At 51.8% G+C, this 15,356-nt stretch carries 9 protein-coding genes; 5 read left to right on the top strand and 4 right to left on the bottom strand.

All coding sequences use genetic code 11. The annotated features are described in order from the left end of the window. Positions 1–225: 225 nt before the first annotated feature. Genes H8527_RS06010 through H8527_RS05995 form a run of 4 tightly spaced genes read right to left on the bottom strand, consistent with a single transcriptional unit; the run spans position 226 to position 5,564 of the window. Positions 226–2,862 carry an outer membrane protein assembly factor gene (locus H8527_RS06010; RefSeq protein WP_187546500.1) on the bottom strand — a complete coding sequence of 879 codons (2,637 nt, stop codon included), beginning with the start codon at positions 2,860–2,862 and terminating at the stop codon, positions 226–228. A 50-nt stretch (positions 2,863–2,912) separates the two neighbouring features. Then, positions 2,913–3,653, bottom strand: a complete 741-nt coding sequence (locus H8527_RS06005; RefSeq protein WP_187546498.1) for an isoprenyl transferase — start codon at positions 3,651–3,653, stop codon at positions 2,913–2,915. A gap of 1 nt (position 3,654) precedes the next feature. Beyond that, positions 3,655–4,359 (bottom strand): DUF6089 family protein, encoded by a 705-nt coding sequence (locus H8527_RS06000; protein WP_187546496.1) that lies wholly within the window; start codon positions 4,357–4,359, stop codon positions 3,655–3,657. Positions 4,360–4,400: 41 nt separating this feature from the next. Beyond that, positions 4,401–5,564: a DUF6242 domain-containing protein gene (locus H8527_RS05995; RefSeq protein ID WP_187546494.1), complete on the bottom strand. Its 1,164-nt coding sequence runs from the start codon at positions 5,562–5,564 to the stop codon at positions 4,401–4,403. A 799-nt stretch (positions 5,565–6,363) separates the two neighbouring features. On the opposite strand from H8527_RS05995, the gene H8527_RS05990 reads away from it, so the two are divergent. The 5 genes from H8527_RS05990 (at position 6,364) to H8527_RS05970 (ending at position 15,321) form a co-directional block, all read left to right on the top strand. Beyond that, complete coding sequence (locus tag H8527_RS05990; RefSeq protein WP_222935119.1) at positions 6,364–7,503, top strand: hypothetical protein; 1,140 nt, start codon at positions 6,364–6,366, stop codon at positions 7,501–7,503. 808 nt (positions 7,504–8,311) lie between these two features. After that, complete coding sequence (locus H8527_RS05985) at positions 8,312–9,931, top strand: BACON domain-containing protein (RefSeq protein ID WP_187546491.1); 1,620 nt, start codon at positions 8,312–8,314, stop codon at positions 9,929–9,931. 37 nt (positions 9,932–9,968) lie between these two features. After that, positions 9,969–11,579: a BACON domain-containing protein gene (locus H8527_RS05980; protein WP_187546490.1), complete on the top strand. Its 1,611-nt coding sequence runs from the start codon at positions 9,969–9,971 to the stop codon at positions 11,577–11,579. An 11-nt stretch (positions 11,580–11,590) separates the two neighbouring features. Next, positions 11,591–14,356, top strand: a complete 2,766-nt coding sequence (locus tag H8527_RS05975; protein WP_187546489.1) for a S8 family serine peptidase — start codon at positions 11,591–11,593, stop codon at positions 14,354–14,356. Between the two features lie 11 nt (positions 14,357–14,367). Beyond that, complete coding sequence (locus tag H8527_RS05970; RefSeq protein ID WP_187546488.1) at positions 14,368–15,321, top strand: PorV/PorQ family protein; 954 nt, start codon at positions 14,368–14,370, stop codon at positions 15,319–15,321. The last annotated feature ends 35 nt before the right edge of the window (positions 15,322–15,356 follow it).

Raw genomic sequence — 15,356 nt, 5'->3', positions numbered from 1 at the left:
TTGATGCCATCTTTGATTCCCTTTTCCGCCATTGTCTGGATTGGTCGGCACATTTCAGTCTACATCATATTGTGCCCCATTGCCCTTCGGAAGTTGAAGGACAATGGGGCACTTCTTTTTGCACAAGCGCTTTGATGGTGGACATCAGATGAAAACAAACAGCCGGCGAATTTTCTTAGGAAAGTTCGCCGGCTGCTTTTGTGCGCCACAAAGCAAGAGGGAAACTTAAAACTCTTGACCGAGGATGAAGTGGAAGTGGCTGCCGCCAATCTTCTGGCCGGAGGGAGCGTATTTGTCAAAGCCATAGGCCCAGTCGATACCCATCAGACCGATAAAGTTGAGGAACAAGCGGACACCCACACCGGCCGACTTGCGAAGGGAGAAGGGGTTCATCTTGCTCACGTCCGTCCAAGCATTTCCGGCTTCGACAAAGCCGAGGGCATAGATGTTGGTGGAAGCTTCAAGCATGAGGGGATAGCGGAGTTCGAGACCGAGACGCGTGTAGGCATAGGCGTTTCCGGTGTTGTTGCCGGCGATGGAGCCGTTTTCATAACCGCGCAGGGCGATGGTCTCTTGTCCGTAGGTGGTGTAGCCGGTCATACCGTCACCACCGACGTAGAAGGTTTCGAAGGGCGATTTGCGGTGTTTGTTGTAGGCGCCAACGATACCGAAGTCGGTGCGCGTCATGATGACAGGACAGTGCTTCAGACTCGAATTGAGGGCGGTGTAGGTGCGTAAACGGAGTATCCATTTGTGGTATTCCAACCAGCGATATTTCTCTTGTGCCTCCTTGTCGTAGGTCGAACTGTTGTAGTTGGTGGCCAGTCCCTGATAGTTTTTCCCATCGAAGAGGGAGTAGGGTGGAGTGAGGGTGAGTTGGAAATTGAAGTCCGAACCGCTGCGGGGGAAGAGGGGGTTGTCGGTAGAATTGCGGGAGAGCGTAAAACCGACGTTGAAGTTGTTACTGTTGCCGTTGGAGATGAGGAAATAGTTACGGTTCCAGTTCTTCATGTTGTAGCGCGTGTAGCCGACATTGACCATAAATTGGAAATAGTCGTCGGGCCAGTGGAGGCGCTTTCCGAAGCCGACATTCAGACCGATGATGTCCATGTATTTGTCGGGGTCGTAGTAATTGGCCGCGTTGTAGTAGCTGCTGTTGGTGCCGTAGCCGGCGTAATACTGCGAATAATAATTGCTATAATTGTTGTAATAGTTGGAACTATAATCGGACTGGTGCGAATAGAACGCGGAGAAGGAGAAGTGGTTGGGCCGCTTTCCACCGAACCAGGGATCGGTAAAGGCCAAAGAGAAGTTGGTGTAGTAGCGACCGTTCGTTTGTGCCGACAGTGAGAGGGTTTGTCCATCACCTTGGGGAATGAAGCCGCCGCGCTTGTAGCCTTTAGTATTTAAAAGGTTTTGGAGGGAGAAGTTGGTGAACTTCAAACCGGCACGCAGGAGAACTCCCGTTTGTCCCCAACCGAGGGAAAGCTCGACTTGGTCGCCGCCTTTGGTGGCGAGAGGGTAGGTGATGTCTACCGTTCCGGTCTGTCCGTCAGGACGAATGTTTTTGAAAATCTCCTGGGTGAGGTATTCCGGGTCGAACTGTCCCATCGAGGCCAGTTCGCGCACGGTGCGCTGAATGGCTTCCATCGAGAAGAGGTCGCCGGGCTTGGTGCGGAGTTCGCGACGGATGACGTGGTCATACACGCGGTCGTTGCCGGCAAATCGGATGCGGTTGAGCGTGGCTTGTGTGCCTTCGGTGACGCGCATTTCGAGGTCGATGCTGTCGCCTTCCACATTGACTTCAACGGGCTTGATACTGCTGAATACGTAGCCATTGTTGTAGTACTGATTGCCCACGGCATCTTCGTCGGCTTGCAGGCGCTTCATCATGAAGGTTTGATCGTAGAGGTCGCCTTTCTTCATTTTGAGGGTAGCAGCCAGTCCTTCGGAGGGATAGATGGTGTTGCCCACCCAGTTGATGTTGCGCACATAATACTTCTTGCCCTTGCGGATGTCGAGATAGATATCGACGTGCTTAGCATCGATCGGCACGACGGAGTCGGTCACCACCAAGGCATCGCGATAGCCCCAAGAGTTGAGTTTGTCGATGATGAAGCCTTTGTCTTCTTCATACTTTTCAGGCAGGAACTTGCGCGAACTGAATGTAATCCACTTTTTGAACGTCGAGCGGTCGCTCGTCTTCTTCATGGCGTTTTTAAGGGCACGAGCTTCTTTGGGGTCAACACCCGTCATGAAGATTTTGTGGACGGTGATTTTGTTGTTTTTCTTGACGTCGATGTCCACCAGCATTTTGTGGGTGTCGGTGGGATCTTCGTGCTGTACGATGTTGACTTCTGCGTTTTTGTAGCCCTTCTCTTCGTAGTATTTCAGAATGCGGCGCTTGGTTCTGTCCACCAAGTTGGGCGTAATTTGATTGCCGGCACGGAGGGGGATACGTGCTTCGATTTCCTCTCTTTCCGTCTTCTTCATCCCCGTGAAGTTGATGGAGGTGATGCGGGGCTGTGCGGTGAGGCGGATGTGGAGATAGATGGTGTCGCCCACGAGGCTGTCGGCGTCAATCTCCACATTGGAGAAAAGCCCTTGCTTCCAATAGTTGCGGATGGCCTGACTGATGCCTTCGCCCGGCACCTCATAAGTACTGCCCACTTCCAACCCGGCAATGTTGAGCAGCAAATCGTCGTCATAGCCTTTGATACCATCGATGGCCACACCGCCCAAGACGTACTTTTGAGGCTGTGTGGAATAGATGATTTCGGGTTTCACCTTGGTCTGTGCCGCACTTGTCAAGGCAAAAAGGGCACACACCATGAACAGAAGAGAAGGGTGCAGATATTTCATAAGAAGCGATTGTTCAAAAAAGAAGAAGGAGAGTCGTTGCTATCGGGCAGCTATGATTGAGGGCCGGCCACTTGCTCGGAAGTTTTGCCAAAGCGCCGCTCCCGATTTTGATAGTCGGCGATGGCGGCCTGCAAGCAGTCGGGCGTGAAGTCGGGCCAAAAGGTATCGGTGAAATAGAGTTCGCTGTAAGCCGCCTGCCAAAGCAGATAGTTGCTTAGGCGAAATTCTCCCCCGGTGCGGATGAGGAGTTCGGGGTCGGGCATGAAGGCCGTGGTGAGCGCCCGACTGATGCACGTCTCGTCAACAGCCTCGGGACGCAATGTCCCTGCCGCCGCCTGCTGCACCAGTGTGCGCACAGCCTCGGTGATTTCCCATTTTGAGGAATAGGAGAGCGCCAGCACCATCGTCATTCCGGTGTTGCCGGCGGTGTTGCGTACACAACGATCCAGCCCTTCTTTCACAAAATCAGGCAGACGGTCGCGCTCGCCGATGATGCGCAGACGCACGTTGTTCTTCATGAACAATTCCTCTTCGAGGCTCTCGATGATGAGCGCCATAAGTGCCGAAACTTCGGGCGCAGGGCGATTCCAATTTTCAGTGGAAAAGGTGTAGAGCGTGAGGAACTTCACGCCCAAATTAGAAGCGGCCTCGGTGATGTCGCGCACTCGTGCCGCTCCCTCTTGGTGTCCCATGGAGCGATCCAGACCGCGGGCTTTTGCCCAGCGGCCGTTGCCATCCATGATGATGGCTATGTGTTGAGGGATGCGGGAAGAGTCGAGTGCATTCATCATATCAGTCTGCTTTGTTGCACGCCGGACAGCGTGGGGAGATGTCGTAGGTGAGCGTGACGAGGGTCAGCCCATAGTGGTCTTTGTTGCGAAACATTTCGCTCTTGATGCCCTTCGGAGCTTCAAGCCCTTCGAGACGGTCGGAAAAGGTGAGGTGCATCGTCCAGTCGAGGGCCAGGTTGAGCCGTGGTGCGAGTTTATACTTCACCCCAATGCCCAGGGGAAAATGCGTCGTAAAGGCTTTGCCGGCATCGCTGTAGGTTAATCCAAAACCCAGTTGGAAGAAGGGCACAAGACGTTGCAGGTTTTCGTAGCCGGAATAGTAGCCATAAGGCAGAAAGTGCAACTCATAGAGCACACTGAGGTCGGTGATGCCGCCCGAGAAGCGATGGTTCAGCCGCCGGGGCGTGGGCTGGGCGAAGGTGTCGGGATAGAAGTCCTTCACGCCGCTCACATCGCCGCTGATGCGCTGATGGGTGAGCATAGTCTTGACGGCCGACCGCGGGTTGAGCACAAAGCGCAACAATGCCCCACCTGCCACATTGGGATGTCCGAAGGCGGTGGAGTTGGCATCGTTGAGCATAAAGTTGCTCCCCAAAGCCACACCAATCTCTTTGGTGTAGAATTCACGTTCCTGCGCCTTTCCTACCAATGCACCACACCCCATCGGCAGCAGAAGCAGCAACAAGCGAAACAGTGTGATGGCCATAAGAAAAGACGTTGAGTGAAACAGCGATTTTATTTTTTCGGCTATTTTTTCGGTGCTTTGTAGAAAATCGTGGGGACGCTCGTCCAGCCGAGGCGGTTGAGATGGGCGCGCCACACTTCCGTGCCGTTGATGCGCAGCCAGAGGTTATGCCGGCTGTCCAGGGCGGCTTCGAAAGTCGTGCCCACCGGAAGACCGGCCGGCAAGCGCAGCGAAGGATGGGCTTTCCACGTGCGACCGCGGTCAATGCTGTACTTCACCACCACCTTTCCCGCAGCATCAAGTCCTGCCAACAGATAGCCATCGTCGAAAGCCAACAGGCGGGCTTGGGTGAGGAGAGGGGCTTTGTACTTCTCGTTGTCGATGGAGGGAAGATAAGCCCACTTGAACGTATACTTTCCCGTAGCATCGATGTAGCGCTTATAGAGCACCGCGTTGCTTCCGGCATGGGCGTAGAGCAACACTTCTTGCAGATTGCTGTTGGTGCGGGTAGGCTGGGCAGCACCGGTCATGTTGGTGAAAGGCTGCACCTCGGCCGGAGCATCAAAGGCTTCGACCTGCACATCACTCCCGTCGGAGAGTTTCGAGATGAGCGCCCAAGGGCTGCTCTCCAAAGCATAGGTGCGTCCCAAAGCCGTGAAAGTGCCGGCCGCTGGAATTTCGAAGTTTTGTGTCGCCCATTCGGCCGCTGTACGGGAAGTCCACACCACGCTGTCGCCCTCTTCGCGATGAGCCCGTAGTTCAACTCGATAGGTACGTTTCGAAACGCCGTCGGCCCCATGGATGGTGATGTCGCGAGGTTGGGAAAAGTCGAGCGTGTCTTTAAGCGAGAGGATGGTATCCTTGCCCGTGGTCAGCGATTTGAGGGTGTAGCCCCCGATGGCGGTGAGGCTGCCCACCAGCACCTTCTTGAGGTTGGTGTGTGTCGGCAGCGAGTCGACATTATAGATAAAGTTGTGCTGCTGGTCGATGGTGAGCGGATAGTTGGTCGCCGTCACCTTGACGTTGTAGGTGCTGTCGCGCTTCCCATCCTTGGTTCGAGTGGTGAGCGTTCGTGTGATGTGCCCCATTTTCATTCCGGTCAACACACATTCATTGGACACCTCCGTTTGCGTGGTGTCGTCATTCATACAAGCTGTGAAAAGCCCTCCTGTGGTCAGGGTGATGAGCAGGAAAGTAAGCGTTTTGGAGGTGTGGAGCATGGACATATAAATAAATCTTACCTATCTCTTTCTAAATGGGATAAAGTAAGGATAGGGTAAGGGTATGATACTTTAATGTGCAAAAATAAAAAGACTTTTCCCAAGAGAAAAACAAAACGCTCTTTTTTCGCCCTATTTTAAGGTTTTTATATAGGTTTGTTCTACTCCGGCCGCTGTGCAGTTTGTTTTGCCGGCCTTTTCTCGGCAAGGCAAGGTTCTCCCTTCTTCGTTTTCCCCTTTTTCTGTTCTTTCTGCTTTCCTGCCCCATTTGTCCTCATTACGTCCTCTTTGCCCCACCGTTTTCCCCCACAGCCTTTTCTCCCTTCCTTTTTTCTTTCGACTTACTTTGAAAAGAGAGAATGATCTTCAAAAAAAGATAGTTGAGTCAAGAATGAAAAATAACGGTTGGGGATAGTGTGGATAAGGCGTAGAAAAGGATGAATATAGGATTGAAAATGGGGCATTTACGACCTACTCACCTCTGGGGGATAATCTTTCATCAATATGGGGAAATCCGGCTGAAAAAACGGGGATTTGTGCGATTTCGTGTCCCGCCGAGCAGAAGCTACTTATGAGTGGGTTGTCCACGGCCTTTTGCGCCTTCTTTTTGCCGGTTATCCGCAGATTTATCCACAGCTGTGAGGGCGATGAAAAAGGCAGGTTCTTTCGCCTGCTTCTCTCATCGTAGTGGGGTGTCCTCTCTGCCGACTTTCGGACTGAGCGCCGGAGATTGGGGAAGAAGAGCGGAATTTCTCTCTCTCAGAGAAATTCTACTCCGGCTGCGTCCTAAACTTCTCTACATGGCTTGCAAACTATAAACCAAACCTTGGTTTATATAATTCAAGGTTTGGTTTATATAAACCAAACTTTGGTTTATAGATTTCGAAGGAGAGCGTTGACTTTTTCCGGCTTGGAAAAGAAAATAAGAGAGAAGCGTCTAAAAAGAAAAGTGAAACTGAATTATCTTATCGTTTTGATAAGTTTAGTTTTCAAAATCGGGGGGGGTAATTATTTTTGTTTGATTTTTGAAGATTTGTTTTGGGATTTTGGGAAGTCTTTTTATCTTTGTTCGCAGCACAACCCTGCCTTTGCGCAGAGGACAAACCGAAAAATTGAATCGAAAACCGATATGAAACACTCCTTCTTTCTTCTTGCGCTCCTTGCGACGTGGTTCGCCCCGAGCGCCCTGGCTCAAACCGAGCGGGTGGGCATCAACACCCGCACGCCGGTATCGACCCTCGATGTCCATGCCACCAACAGCAGCACGCCGCTGCAATACTGGCGCGACAACTACTCCAACATCCTCGTTTCCATCCTCTCTTCCGGCAATGTGGGCATCGGCACCTCTACACCCACCACCAAACTTGAGGTACAGAGCAACACGCAAGGTGCAGTGAAAATTATCGACGGCACGCAAGGCGATGGGAAAATTCTAACCAGCGATGCCAATGGAGTAGGCACTTGGCAGGCGGCGAAAACGGATATTATATTGGGAACTTTGGGAAGTGGTCAAAATATACCGGTAGCAAGACCTGAGTGGTACTACACCAATAGTTACATAGACCTTCCACCGGGAAGGTGGATAGTATATGTAACGATGGTCTTAGATTGCCGAAGCGTGCCGAATCGTAGCTTTGACATATGGTTGCGTTCTACCTTTCAAGACAACACCTTTTCTAGTACCCTTCAGGCAGGGATTACTCATCGTTCATCGGATATTAAGACCAATGCTTATCTTATTTGTGGATTTATCAAAGCAAATTCAGGATATGGACTTGTCACTGGAAGTGTATTAGTGGACAACACTTCGACGGCAATCAAAAGATATTACTATGTAGCTGGTTACAGTGATAGATTCGGTGATCCTTTTACTCCTATGGACATTCCCTATTTTGGAGGTGGTTTCGCCGGTGAAAACATCATGTACGCCACTCGCGTCAACTAAACTCGCTACACATTATATTCTATAAGGTTGAACTTCTCAAGCAGAAGTTCAACCTTTTTATGTACTGGTGGGTATATACTTGTCTACTCTTACCCATTTACTCATCATATCCAATAGAAATGCAACTTTTCTTCTTTTCTTCTGACAATCTGCTTTAATTTACCTAAAAATAGGTATTGTCGCATCAATAAGAAGAATGTAATTTTGCATCGTTATTTAAGGTTGCGAGCAATGAACTTGGCTTTTGGGCTACTTTCTATCTCATATTTACGTTTGGAACGCCGATAGTTCACCCGATATTCGCCCCCTTCGGGGACGCTCCGCTGTGCACTTGTGTTCCGTAGGTTCGTCGCCTTTCGTCCTCCTCACCTACGGTTATTGAGAGAAGCCCCCTTCGGGGACTGCCCCGCGGTTCATTACGTGACAACCGTCCTGCGATATTCGCCCCTTTCAAGGATGCTCCGCTGTGCACTTGTGTCCCGTAGGCTCGTCGCCCTTCGTCCTCCTCACTTACGGCTATTGAGAGAAGACCTCTTCGGGGACGGAAGTAGCGACAGGTACGACCTCTACACCGCAGGGGAGGAGAGTAATCCCGATGCCGCAGGGTTGCCCCCGAAGGGGGTGTCTTTTATTAACCGTAGGCGAGGAGGGCACAGCCCGACGAACCTACGGAAAGCCCAATACTGCAGAGAACGCCCCCGAAGGGGACGCCTATCGGAAAAAAAAGCTGTCGGATTTTGAATATCAGAAAAAAGCATTCCACAAAAAAATCAGACCAATATCAATTTATAAAACAACTTTCAAAAGTATGTATCTACAAAAGACCTTTTTCTCCCTTCTTTTAGGGGGAATCCTGCTTTGCCTCTCCTCTTGTGCAAAGGAAGACGAATTTGAGTTGCCTACGTTGGTGCTTTCGGAAAATCAAGTGACGTTTGACAAAGGCGTCAGCGAAAGAAACATCAGCGTCACCACCAACCAAAGCAGTTGGGTGGCATCCTCTCCCCAAGAAGGCGAATGGCTCTCGCTCGTGCAAGAAGGCAACCTGCTCAAAGTGAAGGTGGGAGAAAACAAGAAGGGAACGGAGCGCACAAGCTATGTCCTCGTCAATGCCAATGGGGCTGCTGGAAAAATCGAAGTCAAGCAGAGTGCGGCAGACGTGACGCTGGACGTCATCCCGGGCGAAATCTATCTCCCGCAGATGGGAGGCGAAAAGACGGTGGACATCACCACCAATTCATCGGCTTATACCGTGACCCCGAGCGAAGAGGTCGACTGGCTCAAAGTCATCCCCTCGGAAGAAGAGGTGAAATTAGTGGCCGAACGCAACGACACCTACCAAAAGCGCGAAGTGAAACTCTATGCCAAGAGTGGCAACGTGACGCGTGAGATTGTCGTGTCGCAGTCGGGCATCCAACGCTATCTTCTCCCCATCAATCCCGGTGCACCGCAGGATGTGCACAAAATCATGGAATTTGAACTTGGACGTGGCAGTTACCTACGCGAATATCAGTCGGCCATGCCGGCTTATAGTATTGAGGAAACGTATACTTTCATTACAGCTTCTCCTATATTCACGCTGATGCAGTATTGCAGTCCCGACGGCATCACCCCTTCGCAAATCATCACCATCGGCGACGGCAACAAAGCCATTGCCGCTGTCAAGGACAAGGCGTTTGAGAAATTTCTCACCGACAACGGCTATGTGCGCAGCAATTCTGAATCGAACAAGGAATACCGCAACGAAAAGGAACTGCTGTCGCTGAAAATCTACATCTCCGAAAAGGCCAACAATGAGGGCGTCAACCTGACTTTCACACCCATTGTCAAGCAGGTGGGCACCTACAAGACTTTCGACAAAATCCCTTACTATCCGCTCGAACTCCTGCAATCTGACAAGGTGAAGTTGGCGCAAGTGGAGGACTACGAGAAGCAGGCAGGAAGCCAAGAAGAAGAGCGCACCATGAACGAGACGAAGAACACGGAGGTGTCGCAAATCCAGTATACGCTGAAAAAGACTTCCGATGCCGAAGCGGCTTACGGACGCATCCACATCTTCTATACCACTGACAAGGATGGGAAAGCTCCTGCCAAGTTGGGAAGTGTGCAGATTGGCGCACTACTTTTCAAAGACACGGGCCTCGGCGTGTGGAAGTATGGAAACAAATGGCTCTACACGCAAGAGATTGCCAAGAAATTGGGAGAAGAAGGTTTCTCTTTCCTCCGCTCTTCGGGCAACAATCACTTCTTTGTGCGTGAGCGCGACCACTTGGTCATTGCGGTGACCTGCGTCGTGGACAACAATGTGCCGGTTCTCGCTTTGCTCTACAACTATGATGCTTCTGTGTCGGGTGCAGGCCGTAAAGCCGTAGAGGCTCAAAATCGGATGGTCAAAAACTTCTTGGCCGCCAAGAAGGCTTTGAAATTGTAGTCAAGTGATTGTACCTTTACTTAATTCTTTATCCGATATGTCTATCATAAAATTATATCAGTGGTTGCGACTCTCCCTGACGACTATGGTTTTGGCTATCGTGGCGGGATGTGCCGACAACGACGTGTTTGAACAACCGCAGTTGACGGTCTCTGCACAGGAAATCTCCTTTTCCAACCAACTCGGTGAGCAAACCCTGACGGTGAGCACCAACAGCAAAGAATGGATAGCCACGACCCCTAAGGCGTGGATTCACCTCCGCCAAAGTGGCAACGAAATCTCCGTGCAGGTCGATGCCAACAAGACCGGTTTGGAAAGAAACAGCTATATCCTTGTAGATGCTGGGCTGGCCGTTCGGAAGGTTGTGGTCAAGCAGAGTGCTGCCGACCTTGCGTTGGATCTTGCTCGTGGGGAAGTGGTTTTGCCCCAAGCAGGCGGCACGACGACCGTAGATGTCAATGTCGAAAGCAGTGCCTACGAACTCTTGGAGTATCAGCAGCCCGAATGGTTGCAAGTGGTCAAGAAAAAGCATGGCTTGAAGTTAATGGCCAAGCCCAATCATAGTGTGGCGGAAAGAAACTTGAGCCTCACCCTCTCCTTGGGCGGCAAGACCCACAATATCGTGGTCAAGCAGCCGGGCATCTCCACCTTCATCTTGGCTTGCAATCCGGGCAACCCTTTCAGTCTTCATAAGATGATGGATTTTGAGCATCGCCGAGGCAGCCTACTTAAAGAATATGGTGCTCCGGACACAACAAACGGAATATATGAAGAGAGCTATTTCTTCAAAACACCTTCGCCCTTGTTCAAAGACGTTGTTTATGTTCATGATACGCAGCACTTCACGCCTACCCGCATCTATACACGTTCGCTCGTTAAGGAAGGGGTTGATGCAGTAAAGTCGCCGGCTTTCCAAGATTTTCTGAAAGCCAACGGCTATGTACGGGACGAGAAAGACCCCAATCACTATGTCAATGAGAAAGAACTTTTCACCATGGACGTCGACATCTTGGAAAACAACAACAGTGTTGTCTTGTTCTTCAATCAGATGCACGTGCAGGACCGCGACTATGAAACGTTCAAAAGTCTCGATTTGGGTCCGTTGGAACTCCTGAACAAAGCCGACCAGAAGATAGCCGCTGTTGAATCCTACGAAAAACTGCAAAACAGTGAAGAGACGCAACGGCAGATTTCCAAAAACCGGGAAATCGAAGCCATCGTTTACAAAACGACCGACCCAACGTTGGTGGCGCGCACTTACTACTTCTACACACGTGGTGGAGAGAAGCCTGCCCCTCAAGGCATGCTGGGAAGTGTCGAACAATATAGTATGAGTTTTAGCCGCCCGAATTTAGGGATATGGCAACACGGCAGAGAATGGTCCATCACTCGTGAGTTTGACCGACTCCTCACTTCCCACAACTTTGAGTTTGTCGGTTATAGTGGACAGCACCATGTCTATGCTCGGCGCTCTGATTTTCTGACTTTGGCCATTTCCGGCGGTAAGTTTTCCGATGTCAACAACGGACAGCCGGTCATGCAGATGAGCGTACTTTACAAGCCCTCTGTGTTTGAAGGAAGTAAGCAGGAAAGGATGGCAAAGGTGGAACGCCTGCTGAAGAAACACAATCCCAGCCAATCACGTTGAAATAAACAACCATGAGAAAAACAACCATATACCTATCGGCGTGTGTCCTCTCCGGTCTGATGCTCGCAACATCGTGTCAAGACAACTTGGAGATGGAAGCCACTCACGCCAACACACGCTCCGTGAGCCTTGACAAGGATATTTTTGCCGTGAAAGGCTGCATTCATCTGAAGCTCGCAGCGAGCGCTCAGCAAACGATATCCACCACCCGCAGCGGCAACGTAGAGATGCAGAGTGTGCCATCGGCCATGGCCTCGGCCCTGCAATATGCTTCGGCCTACAAGATGGAAAGAGTCTTCAAGCCCGCAGGCATCTATGAAGCCCGAACGGTGGCCGAAGGTCTCGACCGCTGGTACACCCTCTATTTCGACGAGAGTAAAGATGTGGCAACGGTGTTGCAACAGTTCAACAAGGTGAAGGGCGTAGAGTGTGCAGAGCGCGTCCTCCCCATGGTGCGCCCCGCAACGATGGTAAAGTCCTATGCCGATGCGACGACAAGCAGTGCACCCCGAAAGGCGGCTCCCGGCGGTTTTGACGACCCTCTTTTGGCCAAGCAGTGGCACTATTATAATGACGGCTCGGTCAATGCACGTGCCGTCAAAGGAGCCGACTGCAACGTCAAACCCGTGTGGGAGAAGTACACTACCGGCAAGAAGTCGGTCATTGTGGCCATTGTCGATGGCGGTATTGACACGACCCACGAAGACTTGGTGGACAATCTCTACATCAACGAAAAGGAAAAGAACGGACAGCCCAATGTCGATGACGACGGCAACGGATTTGTCGACGATGTCTATGGCTATAACTTTGTGGAAGCCAAAGACGTGGTCGGGGGCAAAATCGAGCCCGATGATGAAGGACACGGCACCCACGTGGCCGGCACGGTCGGTGCACGCAACAACAACGGAAAGGGTGTGGCCGGTGTGGCCGGTGGCAACGGCACGGCTGATAGCGGTGTGCGCCTGATGAGTTGCCAAATCTTCCGAAAGAAGACCGAACAAGGAGATGCCGCCGCTGCCATCAAATATGCCGCCGACAATGGAGCCGTCATCTGCCAGAACTCTTGGGGATATTCTTCTACATCCGGTGTCACGGAAATGCCCCAATTGCTCAAAGAATCCATCGACTATTTCATCAAGATGGCGGGCTGTGATGCCACGGGACAGCAACGTGCAGACTCTCCGATGAAAGGCGGTGTGGTCATCTTTGCTGCCGGCAATGAAAACAAAGAGTTTTCGGCCTATCCGGCTTGCTATGCGCCCACGGTATCGGTGTCGGCCATGGCTTGGGATTTCACCAAGGCCAGTTACAGCAACTATGGCAAGTGGCTGACCATCATGGCCCCGGGTGGCGACCAAGACCGCTTCGGGACGGAAGCCGGTGTGTTGAGCACTGTGCCGAAGAGCAAAGTCGCTTCGGGCTATGCCTTCATGCAAGGAACGTCAATGGCTTGTCCCCACGTTTCGGGCATTGCGGCCCTTATCGCTTCCTACTTCGGGCGGCAGGGCTTCACTAACGAAGAGTTGAAATCGCGTCTGATTACTGCCTATCGGCCTTACAACATCGACGAACAAAATCCGACCTACAAAGCCAAGTTAGGAAGAGGCTACATCGATGCTGAGGCGGCTTTTGAGACCGACACTAAAATTGCGCCCGAAAAGGTGGGAGCCCTCACTCTCACCCCCGACTTTGTGGACATCACTGCCGAATGGAACATTGCGAAGGACGAGGACCAGACCGCGGCTTTCTATCGCCTCTACATCAGTTCCAACGAACTCACGGCCGACCAGCTCCAAAACATGAACTACACCGAAATCAACGGTATGGGCCATCGTTTGGGCGAAACGCTGAAATATACTTTTGAAGGGCTCAAAGACAACCATATATATAGTGTTGCCGTGGTTGCCGTAGACCGTTGGGGACATCTTTCCGTCCCGGCCATTCAGAAATGCACGACCAAACTCAACCACGCTCCCGAGGCCACTGACTTCCCCGAAGGCGTGATGGAAGTGAGCGAGGACGACAACAAAACCTTCACTTTCCAAGTGGCCGATGCCGATGGACACAACTGGGACGTCAAGGCCGTCGGCGAGACCAAAGGAGTGTCTTACACCGTGAAGGGCAACACCGTGACCGTGCGCCTTGTGCCGGTGCTGGCAGCCGGCACTTACACCTGTACGTTTGTGATCTCCGACGATTTGGGGGCAAGTGTGGAGAAGGCGTTCACCTTTAAGATTCTCCCCTATCTCCCACCTCGCCTGGAGAAGCCCTTCGACGACTATATCATCGGCTTGGATGAGGGTGTGGTGACGCTGCCTTTGCAGGGACACTATGCGCATAGTGGTCGCAGCACGCTGACTTATAAGGCACAAGCCACCAACAGTAGCATTGCCACGGTCGCCGTCAGCAATGACCATCTGCAACTGAAACCCCTCGCCAAGGGCATCACCCGCATCAACGTCTCTGCCTCAGATGGCCGACAGACGGCCTCCGACGGTTCTTTCCAAGTCCGTGTGGTCGAAAAGAAGTCGGCTCCGGTTTATGCCGTCTATCCCATTCCGGTGAAGAGAGACATCAACGCTTTGCTCAATCCCGAAGTGCAGCAGGCTGAGTTCTTGATTACTTCCACCGTAGGCGAGCGCGTGATGACTGCTACTGCAACGCCCGACAAAAATCATGTAGCCACGCTCAACCTTTCTAAATTGTCTCCGGGAACTTACAAACTTACGGTACATACCAATAAGGGCAAGCACACCCAGATGTTCATCAAACGATAATGGCCAAAAAAATGAACCTAAAACATATCCTCCTTATCGCCGGTGCAGTACTTTTAGGTGCTGTGCAGGTTGATGCCCAAGGGCAGAACCTCTCCATCTTCACGGCAAATCCCGATGCACGGACTGCGGCTATGGGCAACGCCTCGGCAGCGGCCGAAGGCCTGTACCTCTACAACAACCCTTCTGCTTTCTTGACCACAGACAAGAAACTGACGAGCGATGTTGCTGCCTCCCTCTATGCCAAAGAAACAGGCATTGACGGCACCTTCGGCCTCTACACCGCTACTGTGGGCTACCGCTTGGCCGCGCGCCATGCTGCATTTGCCGGTTTCCGCTATGCCGGCGGATTGAAGTTGAAAGGATTTGACTTGCTTGGCAATCCCACCAAAGACTATCTCCCCTACGACTGGACCATCGACTTGGGCTACGCCTATCAGATGGGTAAAGGTTTTGCGGCCTATGCCATCGGAAGCGTCATTTTCAGTCACCTTTCCAAGAATGCCACCGGTGGTGCCTTCACGCTCGGGGCTTCCTATCAGAACCGCGCGGTGTCCATTGCCGACAAGCCGGCCCACCTCGTGCTTGATGCCAAAGTGGGTACCATAGGGCCTCGTCTCGACTACGGAAACGGCAGCAAGGCTTCAATGCCCACGCATGTGGCTGTGGGCGGTGCTTTGTCAGTTGATGTGGCCGACCGTCACCAAGTCGGGACAGCCTTGTCCACCCGCTACTTCTTCCAACCCTCAGATTCTAAAGTATTCATGTTGGGCGGCGGACTCGAATACACCTATAATAAGAGCGTAGCCCTCCGTGCCGGCTACGAATATGGCGACCACCAGCTCAGCCACTTTACGATGGGGGCAGGCATCCAATGCCACGGCTTCCGCCTGAACGCAGGCTACCTGTTGAAAACGACCGACCAAGGCAGCAACTATTGCACCATTGGTCTCGGATATGATTTCTAATCAAACATCATTTATTTCATCTAACATTTCAGATT

The sequence above is a fragment of the Alloprevotella sp. Lung230 genome, from assembly GCF_014385435.1.
GTDB lineage: Bacteria > Bacteroidota > Bacteroidia > Bacteroidales > Bacteroidaceae > Alloprevotella.
Note: the sequence above shows the minus strand (reverse complement) of the source record. Positions and strands in the feature narration are given on the sequence as shown.

Excerpts from the sequence above, each read along its gene's own strand:
- H8527_RS06005 (WP_187546498.1), bottom strand. The coding sequence starts at position 3,653 with ATGATGAATGCACTCGACTCTTCCCGCATCCCTCAACACATAGCCATC.
- H8527_RS06000 (WP_187546496.1), bottom strand. The coding sequence starts at position 4,359 with ATGGCCATCACACTGTTTCGCTTGTTGCTGCTTCTGCTGCCGATGGGG.
- H8527_RS05975 (WP_187546489.1), top strand. The coding sequence starts at position 11,591 with ATGAGAAAAACAACCATATACCTATCGGCGTGTGTCCTCTCCGGTCTG.
- H8527_RS05995 (WP_187546494.1), bottom strand. The coding sequence starts at position 5,564 with ATGTCCATGCTCCACACCTCCAAAACGCTTACTTTCCTGCTCATCACC.
- H8527_RS05985 (WP_187546491.1), top strand. The coding sequence starts at position 8,312 with ATGTATCTACAAAAGACCTTTTTCTCCCTTCTTTTAGGGGGAATCCTG.
- H8527_RS05980 (WP_187546490.1), top strand. The coding sequence starts at position 9,969 with ATGTCTATCATAAAATTATATCAGTGGTTGCGACTCTCCCTGACGACT.
- H8527_RS06010 (WP_187546500.1), bottom strand. The coding sequence starts at position 2,862 with ATGAAATATCTGCACCCTTCTCTTCTGTTCATGGTGTGTGCCCTTTTT.
- H8527_RS05970 (WP_187546488.1), top strand. The coding sequence starts at position 14,368 with ATGAACCTAAAACATATCCTCCTTATCGCCGGTGCAGTACTTTTAGGT.